Source organism: Pseudomonas sp. Root569, from assembly GCF_001427465.1.
Classification (GTDB): domain Bacteria; phylum Pseudomonadota; class Gammaproteobacteria; order Pseudomonadales; family Pseudomonadaceae; genus Aquipseudomonas; species Aquipseudomonas synxantha.
On record NZ_LMGQ01000004.1, the window covers coordinates 37,901 to 60,725 of the forward strand.

The window sequence follows — 22,825 nt, forward strand, 5'->3', positions numbered from 1 at the left end:
GGGTCGGAAAATGGAGGCGAAGAATGCCAGAAACCGCCAGCCGTCAGAAGTGTAAAAAAATATTAATAAAGACCCTGCGCAAAACCCCGGCCCCGGCCGATAGTAAATATAGGCCCACATTAAAACCACAACAGTGGTGACCAAGGTCTGGCCAGTGCGTTGACGCTGACGGATCGTTTCGCGGCAGGGATGCTCGCAAACACTACTTCTGAGAGCAGCCCTATGTCCCTTCGTCATCTGAATATCGCCCCTCGAGCGTTTCTCGGTTTCGCCTTCATTGCAGTGTTGGTGGTCATCCTGGGGGTGTTTGCGGTCAACCGCATGACGCAGATCCGGCAGTCTTCCGTGGACATGAGCGCAACCCAGCTGCCCAGCGTGACGTCCCTGGGCAACATCACTGAAAACGTACTGCGCATGCGCATCCTGTCGTTCCGGGTGTTGGTCAATCGCGAACCGGCTGCCCTGCAGGAAGCCGAAACCCGCATCGGCGTACTGACCGACAAGGTCAAGGCTGCCCAGGCCCATTACGTCCAGTTGCCGATGGGCGAGCAAGAGGCAGTGTTGTACAAGACCTTCAGCGTGACGCTGGATAACTACTTGAAGGCCCAGGCCGACATGCTGGTGCTGTCCAAGCAAGGCAAGGTCGATGAAATGCGTACGCTGATCAACAGTCGCATCAAGGACGGCACCGACCAGATGGGCGAGCAGTTGAACAAGCTGATCGCCCTCAACGCCGCCGATGCGAAGACCGCTGACGCGGCGGCTGGGCAAAGTTATGAGGGCGCAATCACCGGCGTGGTGGCGGTGTCGGTGGTGGCCGCATTGCTCACGGTGCTGTTGGCCTGGCTGCTGACCCGCAGCATCGTCACGCCATTGCGCAAAGCCGTGGAAGTTGCCGAGACCATCGCCGCCGGCAACCTCAGCAAAACCTTCGCGGACGATGGCAAGGATGAACCTGCGCGCTTGCTCAGTGCCTTGTCGAGCATGCAGGCCAACCTGCGCCAGACCATCCAGCATATCGCCGGCTCGGCCACGCAGCTGGCGTCAGCGGCGGAAGAGTTGAGCGCTGTCACCGAGGAAGCCTCCCGCGGCCTGCAGCAACAGAACAATGAGATCGACCAGGCCGCCACGGCGGTTAACGAGATGACCGCAGCGGTAGAAGAAGTGGCGCGTAATGCTGTCTCCACCTCCGAGGCCTCCGGGCAGTCCAACCAGGCGGCGCGCGATGGCCGCGACCGCGTGATGGACACCGTCGGCGCGATCCAGACCATGACCCAGGATGTGCAAAACACCGCCGTGATGATCGAAGGCCTGGCGACTCAAGGTCGGGATATCGGCAAGGTCCTCGACGTGATCCGGGCGATTGCCGAGCAGACCAACCTGTTGGCGCTCAACGCCGCGATTGAAGCCGCCCGCGCCGGTGAGGCCGGGCGTGGCTTTGCGGTGGTTGCCGATGAAGTGCGGGCCCTGGCCCATCGCACCGCGCAGTCGACCCAGGAAATCGAGAAGATGGTCGCCGGCATCCAGAACGGCACCGGTGAAGCTGTGCAGTCCATGCAGCAAAGCAATCAACGTACCCAAGCCACCCTGGAAATGGCCCGTGCTGCCGGCGTGGCCCTGGAGCAGATCACCCAGTCCATCAGCCTGATCAACGAACGCAACCTGGTGATTGCCAGCGCGTCGGAAGAACAGGCCCAGGTCTCCCGCGAGGTGGACCGCAACCTCGTCAACATCCGCGACCTGGCCACCCAGTCGGCGGCGGGCGCCAACCAGACCAGCGCAGCCAGCCATGAGCTGTCGAGGTTGGCGGTGGATTTGAATGGGATGGTGGCGCGGTTTGTAATCTGACCTGATTTGAAACGCGGTCGAATGTGGGAGTGGGCTCCCTCCCACATGGGTTCACTGTTTCCAGACAGCCGCGTTCACCAGGTTTTGTGGCCGCTCACCCGACAAGGCCTGCAGCAGATTATCCACCGCACACTTGGCCATCGCCTCGCGCGTTTCATGGGTGGCCGAGCCGATATGCGGCGTCGCCACCACGTTGTTCAAGCGCAGCAACGGCGAGTCGTGGCTGAGCGGTTCTTTCTCGAACACATCCAACCCCGCCGCCCGGATGGTGCGTTGCTGCAACGCTTCGACCAGCGCAGCCTCGTTCACCACCTTGCCGCGTGAAATATTGATAAAGATCGTCTCCGGCCCCATCACTGCGAACTCTTCGGCGCCGATCAGCTTCTCGGTTTCGGCGGTCAACGGCAGGGTCAGGCAGACAAAATCCGCCTCTTTGAGCAAGTCCTGGAGGCTTCGGTACTGCGCGCCAAAGCGCGCCTCCACCGCAGGCTTTGGCGAATGGCTGTGGTAGATCACCGGCATGCCGAAGCCAAAATGCCCACGCTGGGCCAAGGCTTCGCCGATGCGGCCCATGCCGATGATGCCCAGCGTCTTGCCATGCACATCGCTGCCAAAATGCGCCGGGCCGATGTTCTTGTTCCACTGGCCGGCACGCACCATGTCGGCCAACTCGACCACACGCCGGGCGGTCGCCAGGATCAGCGCAAAGCCGGTGTCGGCGGTGGTTTCGGTGAGCACATCCGGGGTGTTGCTGAGCAGGATGCCGCGTTGGGTCAGGTAATCGATGTCGTAGTTGTCGACCCCGACCGAAACGCTGGCCACTGCTTCCAGCTTGGGTGCCAGGTCGAGCAACTGGGCGTCCAGGCGCAGGCTTGCACCCAACAGGCCATGGGCGCCGGGCAGCGCATCGCGCAGTTTGGCCAGGCCGGTCTCATCCAGTGCATCGATCAGCGTGACCTCGGCCTGCTCATGCAGGCGAGCCATCAGCGGCGCGGAGAGTTTCTTGTACAACACAACGGACTTTTTCATGAGGTTTTTACCTTCAACTCCAGGGTTGGCGCCGGCGAGCGGTCACTGGCGCCGGGCTTGAGGAAAATCGTCAGCACCACCGACAGCAGCAGCGCGCCGCTCATCAACAGGTACGAAGCGCCGGGCGAACCGGTGCTGCTGTTGAGGTAGCCCACCAGATACGAGCCGCCGAACGAGCCCAGCGCGCCCATGCTGTTGATCAGCGCCATGGCGCCACCGGCGACGTTGGCCGGCAGGATTTCCGGGACGATGGCGAAGAACGGGCCGTAGGGTGCATACATGCATGCCCCGGCGATCACCAGCAGGGTGTAGGACCACCAGAAATGTTCAGCGCCCAATACGTAGGACGCGTAGAAAGCGATGGACGCGATCAGCAACGGCGGCCACACAAAACGCTTACGCTTTTGCAGCTTGTCCGAGCCCCAGGACACCACGAGCATGCCGATCACCGCCGCCAGGTAAGGCAGCGCCGAGAGCCAGCCGGCTTCGACCATGTCCATCTGCAAACCGGCCTTGAGGATCGATGGCAGCCACAACACGAAGCCATACACGCCGATGCTCCAGCAGAAGAATTGCAGGGCGAGGATGATCACCTTGGGTGAACGGAAGGCCTCGGCGTAGTTCTTCACCGCCTTGATCCCCACCTGTTCGGCGGCGAGGGCGGTTTCCAGGTCTTTTTTATGCTGTTCACTGAGCCACTTGGCATCGGCGGGTTTTTCATCCGCCAGTTTCCACCAGATAAACGCCCACAACACCGCCGGCAGGCCCTCGATGATAAACATCCAGCGCCAGCTGAAATGCTGCACCAGGTAGCCCGAGACCACCGACATCCACAGCATGGTCACCGGGTTGCCGAGGATCAGGAAGGTATTGGCCCGCGAGCGTTCGGCACGGGTGAACCAGTGGCACAGGTACACCAGCATCGCCGGCATCACCGCCGCTTCGACCACCCCGAGCATGAAGCGGATGGCGATCAGCATATAGGCGTTGGACACTACACCGGTCAGGGTCGCCAGGCCGCCCCAGAGGATCAGGCTGACGAAGATCAGTTTCTTGACGCTGCGCTTCTGCGCATAGATCGCCCCGGGTACCTGGAAGAAAAAGTAGCCAAGAAAAAACAGTGCACCGAGCAGCGAGGACATGCCCGGCGTGATCATCAGGTCTTCGGCCATCCCGGAGGCGGCGGCAAAGCCGTAGTTGGCGCGGTCCAGGTAGGCCAGGCTGTAGGTGATAAAAACGATGGGCATGATGTACCACCAGCGGCGGGTGGCGAGTTTCACGGTTTCCATGGGGTTGCTCCTGAGCTTGTTGTAGTTGTGGCAACAGGTAATGGGTCAAGCTACGGATCGTGTGGGCAGTTCGCTGCGGTTGGGCAAGCCTTCCATATCGCCACGACTCTGCACGGCGCGGCTGCCGATCCAGTTACCGCGCTGCACCGCCTCGGGGAAGCTTGAGTTTTCCAGCAGGGCGCTGATCATGCCCACGGCAAAACCATCGCCGGCGCCGACGGTGTCCACCACTGCTTCCACCTTGACGGCAGCGACAAAGCCCTGGTCCATGTGGGTGCGGTAATAGGCGCCGTCGGGGCCGAGCTTGATCGCCACGGCTTCGGCGCCCTGATCGAGGTAGAACGCGGCGATGTCGGCCGGGTCGTCGAAGCCGGTGAGCAGGCGACCCTCACTCAGACCGGGCAATACCCAGTCGGCCAGGCCGGCGAGGGCGTTGATGTCGCGGATCATCTGCGCCTGGCTGGCCCACAGGGAGGGGCGCAAGTTCGGGTCGAACGACACACTGCGTCCGGCCTTGCGCATCTGCGTCATCAGCTCGAAGGACAGTTCACGGGTGGCATCCGACAATGCCGGTGGAATCCCGGTGGCGTGCAGATGACGGGCTTGAAGCAGTGCGGGGCTGATATCGGCGATGGACAAATGACTGGCCGCCGAGCCTCTGCGGAAGTACTCCACCTGGGGATCTGCGCCCGCTTCTTCACGGGACTTGAGTTGAAAACCGGTGGGGTGCAGTGGATCGACTGCTACATGACGGCAATCGAGCCCCTCCTTGCTCAGCGTCTCGACCACAAAACGCCCGAGAGAGTCGTTACCCACCCGGCTCAGCCAGGCGATGTTGAACCCCAGGCGCGACAAACCAATGGCGACATTGCTGTCGGCACCGGCAATACGCTTGTGGAACTGCCCGACCTGGGCCAGGTCGCCGGTCTGCTCAGCGACAAACATCGCCATGGTTTCACCAAACGACAGGATATCGATCTCAGACATGGGCATTCTCCACACGGGGTTGGCCAAGGTGGGCGAGGGTGGCGACCTGCTGCGCGGTGACCTCGATCAAGTCATCGCCCTGCAACGGAAATTCCACCGCCCGGGTAATACCTTGAGTCATGTGCTTGAGCAGTTGTTCCCACAGATGCAGGTCGGTGGCGCCGGGCGGCAAGGCCACCAGCTTGCCGTCCGGGCGACGGGCCACGGCCTTGCAGTGCAGGTAATCCACATGCCGGCCCAGCAGGCGTGCGGCGGTGAGCGCGGATTGGTCCTGCCACTGCCAGTTGCCGATATCGAAAGTCATCTTCACCGGCAGGCCCAGGCGTTCGACTTCGGTGAAAAACCGCTGCATCGGTTCGATGCGCCCACCGTGCAGGGTCTGATCGTTTTCCACCAGCAGCTTGACCGGGTGGCGATTGAGCAGGGCGTGCAGGCTTTCCAGATCGTTGGTGTCGGTGAAGTAGCCGAGGGAGACTTTCAGCCAGCCCGACCCGAACGCCTGGGCGCGGTCCAGGGTTGCGGCGAGTTCGGCATTCGGCTGGGCCCGGCCGGCGACCCAGAGTTCCAGGGGCGACGAAAACACGCTGTTCAGGCCTTGCTCGGCGGCGGCCTGGGCCAAAGTGGCGGGATGTTCGTTGGTCAGCAGCTCTTCACGCCATTCGATGCGTTGGGCGCCGGCTGCGCTGAGCAGCGCGACAAAACTCAATTGGCCCTGCTGGCGCACAAGCTCGGCGCCGTAGCTGGAAAGGCTGATGGAGACGGGGTATTTATGCATTGTTGTTTACCTCTGAAACCGGTTTCATTTTTTCTGAAAAAAACACACAACCCTTGTAGGAGCGAGCTTGCTCGCGAAAAGCTCGAGGGCGCCGCGCTAATCCTGACGCTGCGCGTTATCGTTAACGACTTTCGCGAGCAAGCTCGCTCCTACAAAGGGACAGGGCGGTGGAGCCGCGGATAATCAACTCGGGTAAAAAATCCAGAGTGCGCGTGGGGGCGGTATCGCCGCGCAGACGCTTGAGCAAACAATCGAAGGCACTGGCGCCAATCGCTTGCGTCGGCTGGGCGAGGGCGGTGATGCCGTTGCCCACCAGCGGGTACCAATCCAGGTCATCCAGGGCGATCAGGCCGACATCGTTGAACAGCTCGCAGCCTAATGCCTTGAGCCCACGTGTGCAGGCCAGCGCAGCAACACCGTTGGCGCAAAAAAGCGCCTTGGGACCGGGCTTGGCCAAAAAGGTCTGCAGGCGGCTTTCCAGTTCGTCATCCAACTCAACCACGGCACCGGTCAAGCCTGGGCGCCTGGCAATCTCGGCCTTGAAACTCTCCAGGCGCTCCAAACGTGAGCTGGTGCCATCGGTGGTCTCGCTCACCAGCAGCACATCGCGGTAGCCCTGCTGTTCAAGATGTTCCACCGCGATACGTACCGCCGCCGGGTTATCCAGGCCCACCAAGTCGCTGTGCAAGAGTTCGACCTTGCGGTCGACCAGCACCAGGGGCATTTCCCGTTGCAGTTCCAGCAGTTGGTCGAGGTGGTGGCCGAGGGTGTTCACGATAAGCCCTTCGATGTTGTACGAGCGCAGCGCCGCCAAGTGCTGGCGCTCCTGTTCGTCATCGCGGTCGGTGTTGCACACCACCAGGCTGTAACCGTGCTGGCGGCAGGCGGTTTCGACGCCGTGCATCACGGCAATGGAATAGGGGTTGCGGATATCGGCTACCAGCATACCGATCAGGCGCGTACGCCCACGCTTGAGGCCGCGGGCCATCTGGTTGGGGCGATAGCCGAGTTCGTCGATAGCCTGTTCGATACGCAGGGCGATGGCATTGGAGAGCAGGGCACGGTCATCGCCGATGAAGCGCGAGACGCTGGCCTTGGACACGCCAGCGCGCTCGGCGACGTCGAGCATGGTCACGCGGCTACGCTGGGCAGCGGAAAAGTTGTTCACGGCCATTGACCTTCTGTTCTTATTGGAATGACTGAAACCGGTTTCAGGAAACCATTAAAGTAGGAAAGTCGTCAAGAAATTGTAGGACGTGACCGGATGACCGGGTGTTCAGCGAAACACGCTCACCCAGGTTGCAGCTAGCAGCACCAGCGCCATCGCGCGATTGAACCATTGCATGGCTTGGGCCGACCGCAGTATCCGGGCTGAACCCGAGCCCAGCAGTGCCCACAGACCCAGGCAGGGAAGTGAAATCAGAAAAAACACCAAAGACAGGTACATCACCTGGCTCTCGCGTTGCGCGCCAGTACCCGCAAATACGCTCACCACTGCCAGCGCCATCACCCAGGTCTTAGGGTTGACCAATTGCAGCGCCGCGGCACCGGACAGGCCCAAGGGTTCCTGCCTGGCATCGGCCTGGATGGCTTGAGCCGGGGCGCTGAAGATTCGCCAGGCCAGGACACTCAGCCAGGCTACGCCGACCCATTGCATCGCGGTTTGCACCTTGGGCATTTGCACCAGCGACTGGCCGATCCCGCAGCCCACCAGCAGCACGATCCCCGCAGCTCCCGCGCAGGCACCGAAAATGATCGGCAGCGCAGCCTTGAAACCGTATCGGGCGCTGTTGCTCAGCACCAGGATATTGGTGGGCCCGGGGGTAATGGAGGCGACGAATGCAAACAGCATGAAAGGGAACAAGGTGGACTGCATGGCGGGGAGACTCCGATGAACCAATCGATGGAGTCGAGCTTCACAAACCCACGCGCTACCTGTCTGGAAGATTTGAGCAACGCTTGCGATAGGCCGCCGGGGTCAGGCCGTAGGCGCGCATAAACCAGCGGCCCAGGTGGCTCTGGTCGGCAAAGCCCAGCAGAGTGGCCACTTGCGCTGGCGGCTCGCCTTTAGCCAACAAGTGCCGGGCACGCGCCAGGCGCAGTTGCACCAGATAAGCATGGGGCGCCAAGCCGAAGGCGCTCTTGAAGGCACGGGTCAGGCGGAAGCGGTCGACGTTGCAGGCCCGCGCCAGTTCATCCATACCCACGTCGTGATGCAGATGTGCATGCAGATATTCCCGGGCCTTGTGGGCCACCTGTGGCAGACGCGGGTCTGGATGATAACGGGTGCGCCAGTAAAGTTGGCCGGTGATGAGCTCCAGCAACTGGTCCATCGCACGCTGGCGCACGATGCGCAATTCGCTGCTGTGCAGCGACTGGAACGCTTGACTGGTGGCCAACGCCAGGCGTGGGTCGCAGATCAAGGTATCGGCAAAGCTCAACTGGCTGTTGGCAGGCGCCTCTTCAAATACCGCACTCACTTCCCGCGCCAGCCATTGCGGGTCGAGGTAGAGCATGTGATAGGTGAAGCCATCTACGGTTGGTGCGTCGCCGTCATGCAACTCGCCGGGCTCCAGTAGGAACACCTGGCCGGGTACACTGTTATGGCGGGTGCGGCGGCAATTGAACTGCTGCACGCCTTGTTCGGTGACGCCGATCAGGTAGCTATCGTGCCAATGGGGGTCGTAGGCGTGGCCTTCGAAATGCGCACGCAACGTCTCGATGCCGGTGTCGGCGTCCTGGGACAGATCGATCCAATTGTGCGCGGCCATAAACCACCGAGATGGAAAAGTTAAGCGTATTCATGCTCGGCGGTTGTGTGAGCGTCTAGAAGGTTTGTGCAGCCCTAGCCGAACAGCCCGGCGGCGATGTTGATCGAAAACCCCAGGATGGCGGTATTGAATAGAAACCCGATCAACGACTGCCCCAGCACCACCTTGCGCAGGCCACGGGTAGCGACGCCGACATCCGAGGTTTGCACCGCCACACCGATGGTGAAGGAAAAATACAAGAAGTCCCAGTAGTTAGGGGTGAGCAAGCCTTCGGCAAAGCGCAGCGCCGGTTCCTTGCCCGGCCAAGTGTAATAGAGCCTGGCGTAGTGCACGCTGAAAATCACCCCGATCAGCAGCCATGAGCCGATCACCGTCAGCCCTGTAAAGCCGTAGTGCAGCAGGCGCTCGGAGGTGGCCAGGTCCTTGCTGCCGACCAGTTCGAAGGTAATGGTCGCCAGGCTGGCGATGGCGGCGATGCACACCATGAACAGCACCAGGCCGGCGTTCTCGTCCTCGATTTCGGCGATGCGCTTGACGTCTTCGGCCTTGGCGCGAATGGTCAGCCATAGCATCAATACCAGGTAGGTCCAGACTCCGGCGTTCCAGCCGATCAGGATTTTGCTGGCGAGAGTGTCGGCCGGTACCAGAATGCCCACGACAAGGCCCAGTACGGCGGCGGATGAGAGGCGAGGGTGGGTGCGGGCGAGGAAGGGCATGGTTGGTCACAGCTGGCGATAGTTGAGCAGACTGTACCTGATCCTGTGGGAGGGGGCTTGCTCCCGATGGCAGTGTATCAGTGCCAAATATGCTGACTGATACACCGCCATCGGGAGCAAGCCCCCTCCCACATTGGATTAATCTTTGTTGTGTCGCTTGCGCACCAGCTTCATCACCACCACAAAGAACACCGGCACAAACACCACCGCCAAGGTCGCCGTGATCATCCCGCCAATCACACCGGTACCAATCGCCTGCTGGCTGGCCGAACTGGCCCCGCTGGCAATTGCCAGCGGCACAACGCCGAGGATAAACGCCAGCGAGGTCATGATGATTGGTCGCAGTCGTAACCGTGCAGCCTTCAGGGTGGCGTCGATCAAGTCCTCGCCCTGGTCATACAGGTCCTTGGCGAACTCGATGATCAGGATCGCGTTCTTCGCCGACAGGCCGATGATGGTGATCAGGCCGACCTTGAAGAACACATCGTTAGGCATGCCACGCAGGGACACAGCCAGGACTGCGCCAAGCACGCCCAGGGGCACCACCAGCAACACCGAAGTCGGGATCGACCAGCTTTCGTACAAGGCAGCCAGGCACAGGAACACGATCAGCAACGACAGCACCAGCAGCAACGGTGCCTGGGAGCCGGACAGGCGTTCCTGCAAGGACAAGCCGGTCCATTCCTGGCCCAGGCCCGCAGGCAACTGGCTGACCAGGCGCTGGATTTCCTCCATGGCCTCGCCGGTGCTGTGCCCCGGCGCCGCTTCACCGCTGATGGCGATGGCCGGGTAGCCGTTGTAACGGGTCAACTGTGTCGGGCCCTGGGTCCACTTGGCTTCGACAAAGGCCGACAGCGGCACCATCTTGCCGGCGTTGTTGCGCACGTTGATCTTCATCAGGTCGGCAACCTGGCTGCGCTGGTCGCCTTCGGCTTGCACCACCACGCGCTGCATGCGGCCCTGGTTGGGGAAGTCATTGACGTAAGCCGAGCCGATCGCGGAAGACAGCACATTGCCCACATCGGCGAACGACACGCCCAAGGCATTGGCCTGCTTGCGGTCGACTTCCAGCTGCACTTGCGGCGCTTCGGCCAGGGCACTTTCGCGCACGTTGGCCAGGATCGGGCTTTTCGCCGCCGCGTCCAGCAATTCGGTACGTGCGGCCATCAACCCGGCATGGCCGACGCCACCGCGGTCCTGCAAGCGGAACTCGAACCCGCTGGAGGTGCCAAGGCCATCCACCGGTGGTGGCAGGATCGCATAGGCAATCGCATCCTTGAGTTCGCTGAAGGCCATGTTGGCGCGGTCTGCAATCGACGCTGCCGAGTCATCGCTGCCGCGCTGTGACCAGTCCTTGAGCGTGGTAAACGCCAGCGCCGCGTTCTGCCCGGCGCCGGAGAAACTGAAGCCCATGATCATGGTGGTGTCACCCACCCCTGGCTCCTCGGCGTTGTGCGCCTCGATCTGCTCGGCCACCTGCACCGTGCGGTTCTTGCTGGCGCCCGGCGGCAGCTGAATATCGGTGATGGTGTAGCCCTGGTCTTCCACCGGCAGGAACGAGGAGGGCAAACGGCTGAACAACAGCCCCATGCCCACCAGCAATACCAGGTAGATCAGCAGGTAGCGGCCGCTGCGCTTGAGGGCGTACGCCACCCAGCCTTCATAGCGGTTGGTGAGTTGGTCAAAGCGCTTGTTGAACCAGCCGAAGAAACCGCCCTTGGCATGGTGCTCGCCCTGGGCAATCGGCTTGAGCAAGGTGGCGCACAGGGCCGGGGTCAAGGTCAGGGCGAGGAACGCCGAGAACAGGATCGAGGTGGCCATCGACAGCGAGAACTGCTGGTAGATCACTCCCACAGAACCTGGCATGAACGCCATCGGCAGGAACACCGCCACCAGCACCAGGGTGATACCGATGATGGCCCCGGTGATCTGGCCCATGGCTTTTTTCGTCGCGTCCTTGGGCGACAGGCCCTCGGTGGCCATGATGCGCTCGACGTTTTCCACCACCACGATGGCATCGTCCACCAGGATGCCGATGGCCAGCACCATGCCGAACATGGTCAGTACGTTGATCGAGAAACCCAGCAACAGCATGGTGGCAAAGGTGCCCATCAGCGCAATCGGCACCACCAGGGTAGGGATCAAGGTGTAGCGCACGTTCTGCAGGAACAGAAACATCACCGCAAACACCAACGCCATGGCCTCAAGCAAGGTGTAGACCACCTTGGTGATCGAGACCTTGACGAACGGCGAGGTGTCGTAGGGGATCTTGTATTCCACATTGGCCGGGAAATAGCGCGACAGTTCGTCCATCTTTGCCCGCACCAGGGTTGCGGTGCTCAGCGCGTTGGCGCCCGGCGACAATTGCACGCTGACGGCGGTGGAGGGCTTGCCGTTCAGGCGAGTAGAGAACTGGTATTCCTGGCTGCCGACTTCGACCCGCGCCACATCACCGATGCGTACGGTAGAGCCGTCGGGGTTGGCCTTGAGCACGATGTCGGCGAACTCCGCAGGGGTCGACAATTGGCCCTTGACCAGGATCGCCGCGGTGATTTCCTGAGTATTGGTGCCCGGCAAGTCACCGATGCTGCCCGCCGAGACCTGGGCGTTCTGGGCGCTGATCGCCGCGTTGACATCGGCCGGCGTGAGGTTGAAACCGATCAGCTTCTGCGGGTCGATCCAGATGCGCATGGCGCGTTCGGCGCCATACAGCTGGGCCTTGCCGACGCCGTCCAGGCGCTTGAGTTCGTTCATCACGTTGCGCGCCAGGTAATCGCTGAGCGCCACGTCATCGAGCTTGCCGTCGTTGGAGGTCAAGGTCACCAGCAGCAGGAAGCCGGCGGAGACTTTTTCCACCTGCAAGCCTTGTTGGGTCACGGCTTGCGGCAGTCGCGGCTCGACCACCTTGAGGCGGTTCTGCACATCCACTTGGGCCATTTCCGGGTCGGTGCCCGGCTGGAAGGTCGCGGTGATCGTCGCCGAACCCAGGCTGCTCTGGGATTCGAAATACAGCAGGTGATCGGCACCGTTGAGCTCCTGCTCGATCAGGCTGACCACGCTTTCATCCAGGGTTTGGGCCGAAGCACCTGGGTACACCGCGTAGATTTCCACCTTCGGTGGCGCGACGTTGGGGTACTGGGCTACCGGCAACTGCGGGATCGCCAGGAAGCCAGCCAGCAGGATAAACAGGGCCACCACCCAGGCAAAAATCGGGCGGTCAATAAAGAACTGCGGCATGACGGGTTATTCCTTTACGAGCGGGCTGTCGTCCACTTCAACTTTTTCACCGGGGCGCGCGTGTTGCAGGCCCTCGACGATGATGCGGTCGCCGGGCTTGAGGCCGCTGGTGACGATCCAGCGATCCTCGATCACCGCACCCAATTCCACCGGTTGCTGGCTGACGGTCTGCTCGGCGTCCAGCAGCAGCACCATCGGGATACCGGCACTGTCACGGGTGATGGCGCGTTGCGGCACACTGATGCCTTGCTTGTCCACGGCCTGCTCCAGGCGCACCCGGACGAAACTGCCGGGCAACAGGTCGAGGTCCGGGTTGGGGAACTCGCTGCGCAGCGTGATCTGCCCGGTGCCAGGGTCGACGCTGATCTCGGCGAACAGCAATTTGCCCGGCAACGGGTACAGGCTGCCGTCATCCTCGATCAGGGTGGCCTTGGCCTGGTCCTGGCCGACCTGCTTCAAGCTGCCGGCGCGAAAGGCGCGGCGCAGGTCATTCAACTCTCGGGTGGACTGGGTGAGGTCAGCGTGGATCGGGTCCAGTTGCTGGATGATCGCCAGCGGTGTGGCTTCGTTCTGGCCGACCAACGCGCCCTCGGTGACCAGGGCGCGGCCGATGCGCCCGGAAATCGGCGCCGTCACAGTGGCATAGCCCAGGTTCAACTTGGCACGCTCGACGGCGGCCTTGTTGGCGGCGATTTCGGCGTTGGCCTGGCGCAAGGCAGCACGGGCGTTGTCGTATTCCTGGCCGCTGATGGCGTTGCCTTCAACCAACTGGCTGTAACGCTGCTCCTGCAAGCGTGCCTGGAAGGCATTGGCCTCGGCCTTGCTCAGGTTGGCCTGGGCGCTGTCCAGGTCAGCCTTGAACGGCGCGGGGTCAATACGGAACAGCACGTCGCCCTGTTTCACATCGCGCCCTTCGTTGAACACCCGCTGCATGACCACGCCGGCAACCCGGGCGCGCACTTCGGCAATCCGCGGCGCGGCGATACGCCCGCTCAGTTCGTTGGTGATGGACAGGGGCTTGGCCTGCAGGGTTTCGATGCGCACTTTGGCCAGGGGCATTTGTGGCGCCTCGTCTGCAGACTGACCACACGCGCTCAGCGCCAGTGTGAGGGCCAACAGGCAAAACGGCGCAAATAGATTCTTCGACATGCTCTTATCCCAATATTGACTGGCGCATCCTAAGGACACCTGCGCCGTGGTGCTGTGAAGCTGTGTAGGTCGTGTGTGAAGAAGTGTAAGGTACGGCGCGCGTGGCGTCGGTGGCGTATATCCTTGCACAACCTTGCTTACAATGAAGATCAAATGTGGGAGGGGGCTTGCTCCCGATGGCAGTGGATCAGTTGCACAAGGGTTGACTGATCCACCGCTATCGGGAGCAAGCCCCCTCCCACATGGGATTTGTGTACGACTTATCACTGTATTTTCTGGAAACACCTCCATGCCCAACATCCTCCTGGTCGAAGACGACGCCGCACTCTCCGAGCTGATTGCCAGCTACCTGGAACGCAACGGCTACCACGTCTGCGTGCTCAGCCGTGGCGACCATGTGCGCGAACGTGCGCGCCTGAACCCACCGGACCTGGTGATCCTCGACCTGATGTTGCCGGGCCTCGACGGCCTGCAGGTCTGCCGCCTGTTGCGCGCCGACTCGGCGGGCCTGCCGATCCTGATGCTGACCGCCCGCGACGACAGCCATGACCAGGTACTGGGCCTGGAGATGGGCGCCGACGACTATGTCACCAAGCCCTGCGAGCCGCGTGTGCTGCTGGCCCGGGTGCGTACGCTGCTGCGCCGCAGCAGCCTGTCCGAACCCCAGGTGGCCAACGACCGGATCATCATGGGCAACCTGTGCATCGACCTGTCGGAGCGCACCGTGACCTGGCGCGAGCAGGCAGTGGAGCTGTCCAGCGGTGAATACAACCTGCTGGTGGTGCTGGCCCGGCATGCCGGCGAAGTGCTCAGCCGCGACCAGATCCTGCAGCGCCTGCGCGGTATCGAGTTCAACGGCACCGATCGCTCGGTGGACGTGGCGATCTCCAAGCTGCGCCGCAAGTTCGACGACCACGCCGGCGAGGCGCGCAAGATCAAGACTGTGTGGGGCAAGGGCTATCTGTTCAGCCGTTCCGAGTGGGAATGCTGAACCATGTTCCGTGTGCTGCTACGCCTCTATCTGATCACCATCGTGACTTATAGCGCGGCGATTTTCCTGATTCCCAAGCTGGTGATCCAGCTGTTCGAACACCGCTACATGGACTACAACGTCGAGCAGTCCCGTGGCCTGCAAAAATTGATGGTCAAGCAATACCAGCGCGCGCCGGTGGAGCGCTGGTCCCAGGTCACCGACCAGCTGAGCCAGGATTTCGCGCCGCTGAAGGTCGAGCTGCTGCTGCGCCAGGACGCCCGCTACACACCCCAGGAAGAACAGCTGCTGGAGCAAGGCAAGCCGGTGATCCGCCTGGGCGAGTGGGGCTGGATGGAAGAAATCAGCTCGCCGATCAACCAGCAGTTCGCGGTCAAACTCACCGTGCCGCCGGATCCGCTGGACATGAACCTGCTGTATTGGTCGATGAACGTGCTGATCGGCGCGGCACTGTTGGCGTGCCTGCTGGTCTGGCTGCGCCCGCACTGGCGTGACCTGGAACGCCTGAAAAGCACCGCCGCACTGTTGGGCAAGGGCCACCTGGGGGAGCGCACGCGACTGCCGCCCAGTTCCAGCATCGGCAGCCTGGCGGCTGTGTTCGATACCATGGCGGACGATATCGAGCACCTGCTCAACCAGCAGCGTGATTTGCTCAATGCGGTCTCCCATGAACTGCGCACGCCGCTCACACGCCTGGACTTCGGCCTGGCCCTGGCGCTCTCCGAAGACTTGCCCGAGGCCAGTCGCGAGCGCTTGCAAAGCCTGGTGGCGCATATTCGCGAGCTGGACGAGCTGGTGCTGGAGTTGCTCTCTTACAGCCGCCTGCAAAACCCGGCGCAATTGCCCGAGCGAGTAGAAGTGGCGCTGGACGAGTTTATCGACAGCGTGCTGGGCAGTGTCGACGATGAGCTGGAAAACCCGGAGATCGTCATCGATGTGGTGCTCGACTGCACGGTTGAGCGTTTCAGCCTCGACCCGCGCCTCACTGCCCGGGCGTTGCAGAATTTGCTGCGCAACGCTACGCGTTACTGCGACAAGCGCATCCAGGTGGGCGTCAAGGTGTGCCCCAACGGCTGTGAAATCTGGGTGGATGACGATGGCATCGGCATTCCGGCGGATCAACGCGAGCGCATCTTCGAGCCGTTCTACCGCCTGGATCGCAGTCGTGACCGCGCCACCGGCGGTTTCGGCCTTGGCCTGGCGATCAGCCGGCGTGCCCTGGAAGCTCAGGGCGGCACCTTGACGGCCCTGGCGTCGCCCCTGGGTGGTGCGCGGTTTCGGGTGTGGCTGCCCACTCGAACCGATTAGAAAAACCGCGGGGAAGGGCGCACACTGTGCGCCCCGCTTTACCCGAGGAGAGATTGGCAATGACTGGTGTTCACACGTCTGCTCAACAGGGTTTCTCGACCCAGGCCGTCACCTACGCCCAAGGCCGACCGGACTATCCGCGCCAACTGACCGCCTGGCTGGCCGAGGCGCTGCAGATCAATTCGCAATCGACGGTGATCGACCTCGGCGCCGGCACTGGCAAGTTCACCCGCTTGCTCAGCAGCCTGGCGCCGACTCTGATTGCGGTCGAGCCAGTGGCAGAGATGGGCGCGCAGTTGGCCAAGCTATTGCCGGATGTACGCCTGCTCGACGGCACCGCCGAGTCCATCCCCTTGGCGTCCGCCAGCGCCGATGCCCTGGTGTGTGCCCAGGCATTCCACTGGTTCTCCACCCACGCTGCACTGGCGGAAATCCACCGTGTGCTCAAGCCTGGCGGGCGATTGGGGTTGGTGTGGAATGTACGTGATGAGTCGGTGGACTGGGTGGCGGCGATCACTGAGATCATCACCCCGTATGAGGGCGACACCCCGCGCTTTCATAGCGGACGTTGGCGCGAAGCCTTCACCGGTGAGTACTTTGGCGCTCCGCAAATGACCTGTTTTGCCTACCAGCACGTGGGCAGCCCCCAGGAAGTGATCATGGATCGATTCCTGTCGGTGAGTTTTATCGCGGCGCTGCCACCTGCGGAAAAAGCCACAGTCACCGCGCAATTGCGCACCTTGATCGACACCCATCCCGCCCTGCGAGGCCGCGATACCGTAGCCTTCCCATACCAGACCCAGGCGTACTTGTGTGAGCGACTGAGCTAAAAGGCATAAAGTCAGATCACATTGGTATAAGTAGTTATAAGAAAAATCGCTATCCTGCGGCCAGAAATTTATAAGGCCGCAGGTAGCTGTAATGGATGTAGGTAATTTTGGTTTTGTGGTGGCCGGCCTGATCGTGGGGTTTATCGTGGGTATGACCGGTGTAGGCGGGGGCTCGCTGATGACGCCGATCCTGTTGTGGTTCGGTATCAACCCGGCCACTGCGGTTGGCACCGACTTGTTATATGCCGCCATCACCAAGTCCGGTGGCGTGCTGGTGCACGGCAAGAACAAGAACATCGACTGGAGCATCACCGGCTGGCTGACCCTGGGCAGCGTGCCGGCAGTGTTGTTGACCTTATGGTTCCTCGCCAGCCTGCACACCGACCCCAGCGCAATGAACGCCGTGATCAAGCAGGCCCTCGGCGTGGTGTTGCTGCTCACAGCCCTGGCGATCCTGTTCAAGAAAAGCCTGTTGGCCTTTGCCCAGCGCCATGCCGGCGACGACTACCATATGCGCCCGCGCAACCTGAACGCACTGACCGTGGTCACCGGCGCGGTCCTCGGTACGATGGTGGCCTTGACCTCCATCGGCGCCGGCGCCCTGGGCACGGTGGCACTGTTTATCCTGTATCCGTTCCTGGCCACGCGGCGGCTGGTCGGCACCGAAATCGCCCACGCCGTGCCCCTGACCCTGGTGGCGGGCCTGGGCCACGCGAGCATGGGCAATATGGATTGGCATCTGCTGGGCTTTTTGCTGATGGGCTCGTTGCCGGGGATCTACTTCGGCAGCCATATGACTGGCAGGATTCCAGACGGCGTATTGCGCCCGTGCCTGGCGGTGATGTTGATGGCCGTGGGTTACAAGCTGGCGTTCTAAGCTGCACATTTGCCCCAGTAAGTGTTGCTCCAGCAACAGCCTATCGACAAATCACTGTGATCCCCGACATTAGCCGCCGGATGATCCAAGTTGGCATTTCTACTGCAACACCCATGGCGCGGGCCTTTGCCTGAGTCTGGCACGCTTGCTGCTCCAGCACCCTTACATCCTTTCGTGTGAGGTAGTGTTCGATGAGCCAGCAAGCCGTGAAATTTGCCTATTGGGTGCCCAACGTCAGCGGTGGGCTGGTGGTGAGCAGGATCGAACAACGTACCCATTGGGGCATCGATTACAACCGCAAGCTGGCGCAACTGGCCGAAGCCGCCGGCTTCGAGTATGGCCTGACGCAGATTCGTTTCACCGCCGGTTACGGCGCCGAAAACCAGCACGAGTCCGTAGCGTTCAGCCATGCGTTGCTGGCGGCAACCACCACGCTCAAGGTGATCGCGGCGATCCTGCCAGGTCCCTGGCAACCGGCGCTGGCGGCCAAGCAGTTGGCAACCATCGACCAGCTCACCAACGGCCGTATCGCGGTGAATATCGTCAGTGGCTGGTTCAAGGGCGAGTTCCAGGCCATTGGCGAACCCTGGCTGGAGCACGATGAGCGCTACCGTCGTTCCGAAGAGTTCATTCGCACCCTCAAAGGCATCTGGACCCAAGACGATTTCACCTTCAAGGGCGACTTCTACCGTTTCAACAACTACACCCTCAAGCCCAAGCCGTTGGGTCAACCGGAGATTTTCCAGGGCGGCAGCTCAAGGGCGGCGCGGGACATGGCAGCAAGGGTTTCAGACTGGTATTTCACCAACGGCAACACCCCCGAAGGCATCAAGGCCCAGGTCGATGACATCCGCGCCAAGGCCGCTGCCAACCACCATTCGGTCAAGGTCGGCGTGAACGCCTTTGTGATCGCCCGCGATACCGAAGAAGAAGCGCGGGCCGTGCTGGCAGAAATCATCGACAAGGCCGACCCGGAGGCCGTCAACGCCTTTGGGGATGCCGCCAAACAAGCGGGCAGGGCATCACCGGAGGGTGAGGGCAACTGGGCCAAGTCCAGCTTTGAGGACCTGGTGCAGTACAACGATGGCTTCAAGACCAACCTGATCGGCACACCACAACAGATCGCCGAACGTATCGTCGCGCTCAAGGCCGTGGGTGTGGACCTGGTGCTCGCGGGCTTCCTGCACTTTCAGGAAGAGGTGGAGTACTTCGGCAAACGTGTATTGCCGCTGGTGCGCGAGTTGGAAGCCACGGCCGATGCAGGCGTGAGCGGTTTTTCCAGGCACAGGGCAGCGGTGTGGTCTTCGTAGTAGTCATCGACCCAGGCAAAGCGCTGATAGCCGTTGCGCTCGTACAGGGCGAGTGCGCCGGGGTTGTCGGTGCGCACTTGCAGTCGCAGGGACGCGCAATTGTTGGCCAGGGCGCAGGCTTCGATGTGCCCCAGCAACTGATGGCCCAGGCCCATGCCTCGAGCGTGCTCGGCAATAGCGATGGAATACAAGCGTGCCAGGCGGGTGCCGCGACGAAACAGCACCAGCCCATAGCCGAGCAATTGCCCGTGCTGCTGCACAAGCCACAACTGACCATTGGCCCGGCTGATCATCCAGCGCAGACTGCGCGGTGACAGCCGGTCACTACGAAAACACTGCTGTTCCAGCGCCACTAATGCAGGTACATCGTCGAGGGTTGCAACGCGAAAGAAAAGCGCCATAAGACCACCGTAAAAGTTGCGTAACGAAACGGGACTTCCCTAAAAGATCGTGCTTAATAGAAAAGGTCGAGTTCTCTAAAGCGGATCAACTATTATGTCGGCGGTACACAGTCATTGGCGTCAAGTATCCGAGCAAACAGTCGCGGCGACAATAACCTCCAACGGTTATTTATCCGCGCCACTCCTAAGTTCAAGCCAAGTCGTAATTATTGTCGAACGCAAGGAAGATTGGGCCTCTTACTTCCCCAGCGAAGACATTGTCACTGCCCAGCAATACCTGGAGCAGACCCGGAAAAACGAGACGGGCAAGCGTGTGCAGGTGATCAATCTGTGCCGCAGCTACAAGTACCTGGGGCACGGCTACTATTGCTCGTTGCTGGCCGAGGCACGTGGGCACAAGGTGATTCCATCGGTGCGCACCATCAGTGAGCTGACCAGGAAGGCCCTGTATGGCCTGGCCCTGGATGACCTGGATAAAACCCTCGAAAAAGCCTTGAGTCATCATCTCTACAGCAATACCGAAGGCTTTACCCTGACCCTGTATTTTGGTCGAACGACGATAGAACCCTTGCAAGAGTTGGCGCGCCAGTTATTTGAAACCTTTCCCTGCCCGATCTTGCTGGTTGAGTTCCGTCAACATAATGGCTGGCATATCGAAGGGGTGAAGTCCGGCGTATTGCACAAGTTACGCGACGATCAGGAAGACCAATTCGCCCACGCCCTCGACAACTTCAGCCGCAAAGTCTGGCGTCAGCCACGCTCGCGCCGATTGGCCCGTTATGACCTGGCAATTCTTCACGATCCCCAGGAGCAACTGCCTCCGTCCAACCCCCGTGCCCTGGAAAACTTCATACGGGTCGGCAAGGGCCTGGGCATCGATGTGGAGTTGATCGAACGCAAGGATTACGCACGCCTGGCCGAATACGACGCCTTGCTGATCCGTGAGACCACCAGCGTCGACAACCATACCTATCGCTTCGCCAAGAAAGCCGAAAGCGAAGGCCTGGTGGTCATGGATGACCCCGCATCGATCCTGCGCTGCACCAACAAGGTCTACCTCACCGACCTGTTGAACAGTCACCAACTGGGCATGCCAGCGACCGAGATTCTCTACAAGGAACGACCGCAGGACTTTGAACGCGTCGGCGAGCGCCTGGGCTTTCCGCTGGTACTGAAGATCCCCGATGGCTGTTTCTCCCGCGGGGTGATCAAGGTCGAAAGCCAGGCGGCGTTGCTCAAGGCCACCGCCGAGCTGTTCGAGCATTCGGTGCTGTTGCTGGCCCAGGAGTTCTTCTACACCGAATACGACTGGCGCATCGGCGTGCTCAACCGTAAACCGATCTTTGCCTGCCAGTACTTCATGTCCAAGGGCCATTGGCAGATCTACAACCACAAGGCCATCGGCCAGGCCATCAACGGCGAGTGCCGCACCCTGGCGGTCCACGAAGCGCCCAAGGCCGTGGTGGAGCTGGCCGTGAAGACCGCCAACCTGATCGGCGACGGCCTCTATGGCGTTGACCTAAAGCAGTCCGGCGACAAAGTGGTGGTAATCGAGGTCAACGACAATCCCAACCTGGATGCGGGCATCGAAGACGCCTACCTGCAGGACGACCTGTATGGCCTCGTACTGGAGGAGTTCGTGCGGCGCCTTGAGCTTAAACGCCAGGGCCAGGTGTGGTGAAAACCGGCGTTTGCAGGGTCAGCACTTCAAACCCATCCGCCGTTACCGCCACGGTATGCTCCCACTGCGCCGACAGGCTGTTGTCCTTGGTCACCACCGTCCAGCCGTCCTTCAGGCTGCGCACCTTGGCGCTGCCCTGGTTAAGCATCGGTTCGATGGTAAACACCATGCCCTCGCGCAACTCCAGGCCGGTGCCGGGGCGGCCAAAGTGCAGGATCTGCGGCTCTTCATGCATCTGCCGGCCGATGCCATGGCCGCAGTATTCGCGCACCACGCTGTAGCCGTTGGCCTGGGCGTGGCTCTGGATCGCATGACCGATATCACCCAGGCGCGCGCCAGGCTTGACCTGGCGGATACCGGCCCACATGGCCTCGAAGGTCATTTCCACCAAGCGTTTGGCCTTGGGCGCCACGTTACCGATCATGTACATCTTGCTGGAGTCGGCAATAAAACCGCCTTTTTCCAGGGTGATGTCGATGTTGATGATGTCGCCGTCCTTGAGGAACTGCTTGGCGCTGGGCATGCCGTGGCACACCACTTCGTTGATCGAGGTGTTGATGCAGAAGGGGTAGTCATACTGGCCCAGGCTGGCGGGGCGGGCCTTGAGTTCGTGGCGGATGAAGGCTTCGACGGCGCTGTCCAGTTCCAGGGTTGAGCGGCCGGCGGCGACAAAGCCGTCGAGCATGTCGAACACCTGGGCCAACAGGCGCCCGGATTCACGCATCACGGCCAATTGCGCGGCGGTCTTGATCATCAGTTGCGCCCCCGGATCAGGTCGGGCTTGTCCAGCAACAGCTTGTTTATCAGCTCGTTGTAAGGCAGGTGTGGGTTGAGTTCGGCGAGCAGGCCGATCTTGATCCAGAACTCGGCCTGGGCGTTGATGGAGCGGTCCATGGCGGCGCTGGCCAGGCGAAGCTGTTCGTGCAGTTGGTCGGTGATCTTGACGATGCCCATGAGGTTTCACTGTTCGGGGTTGATATACAAAGCGTATACGTTTCGTATACTTCAAGTAAACCCCACGGGCCAGATTACCCGCCTTATAGTTGCTACATGTTGCCGAAAAGAGCTTCGGCTCACTTTGCTGTTTACCCTGATGTGCAGGGTTAAACGTTTAATCGAAGTGGTTCGACGATTATTTCAAGGCCGCAATCTGCTTCATATTAAACGGTAGGTTGCTTATGAGGAAAAGTTACAACAACGCCGGGATTTGCCGAGTAGGCTTGGTGAGTACAGGCGTCTGCCAGGGTTGGCAAGACGGGGCAGGCCAGCGCCTGCCAAGCCCATAAGAAACTGATTGGCAGTCTCAAAAAAGGAGAGGTTGGCCATGCTTTCGGAACTTGAACTTCGCAGCATTATTGAAGGAAGTTTTCTGCCTAAACGGTGCGAATGCACCAAAGCCGAGGATGCTTCGTTAACGATCAAGGTGTATGACGACCGTGACCGTGACCGGGTGGACTTGGAAGTCAAAGGTATAAACGCTGACAAACTCGACAGCAGTCGAGCCATTTGCAACCTGATCGCCGGTTTGCGTGAAGACCTCAAACACACCCAGACCCACACCCCCGCCCTGCGTCGAGCAGGAGCGCGCGGTTATTTTTAGTTAAGGCTTGAATTTAAGTTGACCCA

The 22,825-nt window shown here is 61.1% G+C and carries 20 protein-coding genes and 1 pseudogene; 8 read left to right on the forward strand and 13 right to left on the reverse strand.

Annotation, left to right across the window (positions count from 1 at the left end):
• Positions 1-222: 222 nt before the first annotated feature.
• On the forward strand, positions 223-1,848 hold the full coding sequence (locus ASD70_RS05105; RefSeq protein ID WP_046067921.1) for a methyl-accepting chemotaxis protein: 1,626 nt from the start codon (positions 223-225) through the stop codon (positions 1,846-1,848).
• Positions 1,849-1,899: 51 nt separating this feature from the next.
• Here the strand turns inward: ASD70_RS05105 and ASD70_RS05110 are convergent, their stop codons facing one another.
• From ASD70_RS05110 to ASD70_RS05155, 10 genes are all read right to left on the reverse strand, one after another.
• Entirely contained in the window at positions 1,900-2,877 is a 978-nt protein-coding gene (locus tag ASD70_RS05110) for a 2-hydroxyacid dehydrogenase (protein WP_046067922.1), read from the reverse strand.
• Positions 2,874-4,166, reverse strand: a complete 1,293-nt coding sequence (locus ASD70_RS05115; protein WP_046067923.1) for an MFS transporter — start codon at positions 4,164-4,166, stop codon at positions 2,874-2,876. Before ASD70_RS05115 ends, ASD70_RS05110 begins: the two co-directional genes overlap by 4 nt.
• A gap of 45 nt (positions 4,167-4,211) precedes the next feature.
• Positions 4,212-5,153 (reverse strand): sugar kinase, encoded by a 942-nt coding sequence (locus ASD70_RS05120; RefSeq protein WP_056845827.1) that lies wholly within the window; start codon positions 5,151-5,153, stop codon positions 4,212-4,214.
• On the reverse strand, positions 5,146-5,928 hold the full coding sequence (locus ASD70_RS05125; protein ID WP_046067924.1) for a sugar phosphate isomerase/epimerase family protein: 783 nt from the start codon (positions 5,926-5,928) through the stop codon (positions 5,146-5,148). Before ASD70_RS05125 ends, ASD70_RS05120 begins: the two co-directional genes overlap by 8 nt.
• 121 nt (positions 5,929-6,049) lie before the next feature.
• Positions 6,050-7,102: a LacI family DNA-binding transcriptional regulator gene (locus tag ASD70_RS05130; RefSeq protein ID WP_201783015.1), complete on the reverse strand. Its 1,053-nt coding sequence runs from the start codon at positions 7,100-7,102 to the stop codon at positions 6,050-6,052.
• Positions 7,103-7,204: 102 nt separating this feature from the next.
• Positions 7,205-7,804: a LysE family translocator gene (locus tag ASD70_RS05135; RefSeq protein ID WP_056845828.1), complete on the reverse strand. Its 600-nt coding sequence runs from the start codon at positions 7,802-7,804 to the stop codon at positions 7,205-7,207.
• A gap of 55 nt (positions 7,805-7,859) precedes the next feature.
• A complete protein-coding gene (locus ASD70_RS05140) occupies positions 7,860-8,699 on the reverse strand; it encodes an AraC family transcriptional regulator (RefSeq protein WP_056845829.1) in 840 nt (279 codons plus the stop codon).
• A gap of 74 nt (positions 8,700-8,773) precedes the next feature.
• A complete protein-coding gene (locus ASD70_RS05145; RefSeq protein ID WP_046067928.1) occupies positions 8,774-9,415 on the reverse strand; it encodes a DUF1345 domain-containing protein in 642 nt (213 codons plus the stop codon).
• A 138-nt stretch (positions 9,416-9,553) separates the two neighbouring features.
• Positions 9,554-12,652, reverse strand: coding sequence for an efflux RND transporter permease subunit (locus tag ASD70_RS05150; protein WP_056845830.1), 3,099 nt, complete (start codon positions 12,650-12,652; stop codon positions 9,554-9,556).
• Between the two features lie 6 nt (positions 12,653-12,658).
• Positions 12,659-13,801: an efflux RND transporter periplasmic adaptor subunit gene (locus ASD70_RS05155; protein ID WP_046067930.1), complete on the reverse strand. Its 1,143-nt coding sequence runs from the start codon at positions 13,799-13,801 to the stop codon at positions 12,659-12,661.
• A gap of 289 nt (positions 13,802-14,090) precedes the next feature.
• Between ASD70_RS05155 and ASD70_RS05160 the strand changes: the two genes are divergently transcribed.
• The 5 genes from ASD70_RS05160 to sfnG all read left to right on the forward strand — a co-directional run bounded on the left by ASD70_RS05160 (position 14,091) and on the right by sfnG (position 19,117).
• On the forward strand, positions 14,091-14,792 hold the full coding sequence (locus ASD70_RS05160) for a response regulator transcription factor (protein WP_043051055.1): 702 nt from the start codon (positions 14,091-14,093) through the stop codon (positions 14,790-14,792).
• Between the two features lie 3 nt (positions 14,793-14,795).
• Positions 14,796-16,100, forward strand: a complete 1,305-nt coding sequence (locus ASD70_RS05165) for an ATP-binding protein (RefSeq protein WP_046067931.1) — start codon at positions 14,796-14,798, stop codon at positions 16,098-16,100.
• A gap of 59 nt (positions 16,101-16,159) precedes the next feature.
• Positions 16,160-16,930 carry a class I SAM-dependent methyltransferase gene (locus ASD70_RS05170; protein ID WP_056845831.1) on the forward strand — a complete coding sequence of 257 codons (771 nt, stop codon included), beginning with the start codon at positions 16,160-16,162 and terminating at the stop codon, positions 16,928-16,930.
• Positions 16,931-17,021: 91 nt separating this feature from the next.
• A complete protein-coding gene (locus tag ASD70_RS05175) occupies positions 17,022-17,807 on the forward strand; it encodes a sulfite exporter TauE/SafE family protein (RefSeq protein WP_046067933.1) in 786 nt (261 codons plus the stop codon).
• Positions 17,808-17,998: 191 nt separating this feature from the next.
• Complete coding sequence (sfnG, locus tag ASD70_RS05180) at positions 17,999-19,117, forward strand: dimethylsulfone monooxygenase SfnG (RefSeq protein ID WP_056845832.1); 1,119 nt, start codon at positions 17,999-18,001, stop codon at positions 19,115-19,117.
• Here the strand turns inward: sfnG and ASD70_RS29265 are convergent.
• Positions 19,081-19,518: pseudogene (locus ASD70_RS29265) on the reverse strand (GNAT family N-acetyltransferase); the annotation flags it as partial. The gene sfnG and the pseudogene ASD70_RS29265 sit on opposite strands and share 37 nt — an antisense overlap.
• 94 nt (positions 19,519-19,612) lie before the next feature.
• Between ASD70_RS29265 and ASD70_RS05190 the strand changes: the two are divergent.
• Positions 19,613-21,199 carry a RimK family protein gene (locus tag ASD70_RS05190; protein ID WP_056845834.1) on the forward strand — a complete coding sequence of 529 codons (1,587 nt, stop codon included), beginning with the start codon at positions 19,613-19,615 and terminating at the stop codon, positions 21,197-21,199.
• Here ASD70_RS05190 and map read toward each other — a convergent pair.
• Together map and ASD70_RS05200 are read right to left on the reverse strand one after the other, a co-directional pair.
• The gene (gene map / locus ASD70_RS05195; protein WP_046067937.1) at positions 21,174-21,953 is read right to left on the reverse strand and encodes a type I methionyl aminopeptidase; all 780 of its coding nucleotides are present in this window, start codon (positions 21,951-21,953) and stop codon (positions 21,174-21,176) included. The two genes, ASD70_RS05190 and map, sit on opposite strands and share 26 nt — an antisense overlap.
• On the reverse strand, positions 21,953-22,153 hold the full coding sequence (locus ASD70_RS05200) for a ParD-like family protein (RefSeq protein ID WP_043051061.1): 201 nt from the start codon (positions 22,151-22,153) through the stop codon (positions 21,953-21,955). Before ASD70_RS05200 ends, map begins: the two co-directional genes overlap by 1 nt.
• Positions 22,154-22,523: 370 nt before the next feature.
• On the opposite strand from ASD70_RS05200, the gene ASD70_RS05205 reads away from it, so the two are divergent.
• Positions 22,524-22,799: a DUF1652 domain-containing protein gene (locus tag ASD70_RS05205; protein WP_046067938.1), complete on the forward strand. Its 276-nt coding sequence runs from the start codon at positions 22,524-22,526 to the stop codon at positions 22,797-22,799.
• Positions 22,800-22,825: the final 26 nt, after the last annotated feature.

What these genes read in the sequence shown, in the direction of transcription:
- ASD70_RS05105 (WP_046067921.1), top strand. Translation starts at nt 223, where the DNA reads ATGTCCCTTCGTCATCTGAATATCGCCCCTCGAGCGTTTCTCGGTTTC.
- ASD70_RS05110 (WP_046067922.1), bottom strand. Translation starts at nt 2,877, where the DNA reads ATGAAAAAGTCCGTTGTGTTGTACAAGAAACTCTCCGCGCCGCTGATG.
- ASD70_RS05115 (WP_046067923.1), bottom strand. Translation starts at nt 4,166, where the DNA reads ATGGAAACCGTGAAACTCGCCACCCGCCGCTGGTGGTACATCATGCCC.
- ASD70_RS05120 (WP_056845827.1), bottom strand. Translation starts at nt 5,153, where the DNA reads ATGTCTGAGATCGATATCCTGTCGTTTGGTGAAACCATGGCGATGTTT.
- ASD70_RS05125 (WP_046067924.1), bottom strand. Translation starts at nt 5,928, where the DNA reads ATGCATAAATACCCCGTCTCCATCAGCCTTTCCAGCTACGGCGCCGAG.
- ASD70_RS05130 (WP_201783015.1), bottom strand. Translation starts at nt 7,102, where the DNA reads ATGGCCGTGAACAACTTTTCCGCTGCCCAGCGTAGCCGCGTGACCATG.
- ASD70_RS05135 (WP_056845828.1), bottom strand. Translation starts at nt 7,804, where the DNA reads ATGCAGTCCACCTTGTTCCCTTTCATGCTGTTTGCATTCGTCGCCTCC.
- ASD70_RS05140 (WP_056845829.1), bottom strand. Translation starts at nt 8,699, where the DNA reads ATGGCCGCGCACAATTGGATCGATCTGTCCCAGGACGCCGACACCGGC.
- ASD70_RS05145 (WP_046067928.1), bottom strand. Translation starts at nt 9,415, where the DNA reads ATGCCCTTCCTCGCCCGCACCCACCCTCGCCTCTCATCCGCCGCCGTA.
- ASD70_RS05150 (WP_056845830.1), bottom strand. Translation starts at nt 12,652, where the DNA reads ATGCCGCAGTTCTTTATTGACCGCCCGATTTTTGCCTGGGTGGTGGCC.
- ASD70_RS05155 (WP_046067930.1), bottom strand. Translation starts at nt 13,801, where the DNA reads ATGTCGAAGAATCTATTTGCGCCGTTTTGCCTGTTGGCCCTCACACTG.
- ASD70_RS05160 (WP_043051055.1), top strand. Translation starts at nt 14,091, where the DNA reads ATGCCCAACATCCTCCTGGTCGAAGACGACGCCGCACTCTCCGAGCTG.
- ASD70_RS05165 (WP_046067931.1), top strand. Translation starts at nt 14,796, where the DNA reads ATGTTCCGTGTGCTGCTACGCCTCTATCTGATCACCATCGTGACTTAT.
- ASD70_RS05170 (WP_056845831.1), top strand. Translation starts at nt 16,160, where the DNA reads ATGACTGGTGTTCACACGTCTGCTCAACAGGGTTTCTCGACCCAGGCC.
- ASD70_RS05175 (WP_046067933.1), top strand. Translation starts at nt 17,022, where the DNA reads ATGGATGTAGGTAATTTTGGTTTTGTGGTGGCCGGCCTGATCGTGGGG.
- sfnG (WP_056845832.1), top strand. Translation starts at nt 17,999, where the DNA reads ATGAGCCAGCAAGCCGTGAAATTTGCCTATTGGGTGCCCAACGTCAGC.
- ASD70_RS05190 (WP_056845834.1), top strand. Translation starts at nt 19,613, where the DNA reads ATGTCGGCGGTACACAGTCATTGGCGTCAAGTATCCGAGCAAACAGTC.
- map (WP_046067937.1), bottom strand. Translation starts at nt 21,953, where the DNA reads ATGATCAAGACCGCCGCGCAATTGGCCGTGATGCGTGAATCCGGGCGC.
- ASD70_RS05200 (WP_043051061.1), bottom strand. Translation starts at nt 22,153, where the DNA reads ATGGGCATCGTCAAGATCACCGACCAACTGCACGAACAGCTTCGCCTG.
- ASD70_RS05205 (WP_046067938.1), top strand. Translation starts at nt 22,524, where the DNA reads ATGCTTTCGGAACTTGAACTTCGCAGCATTATTGAAGGAAGTTTTCTG.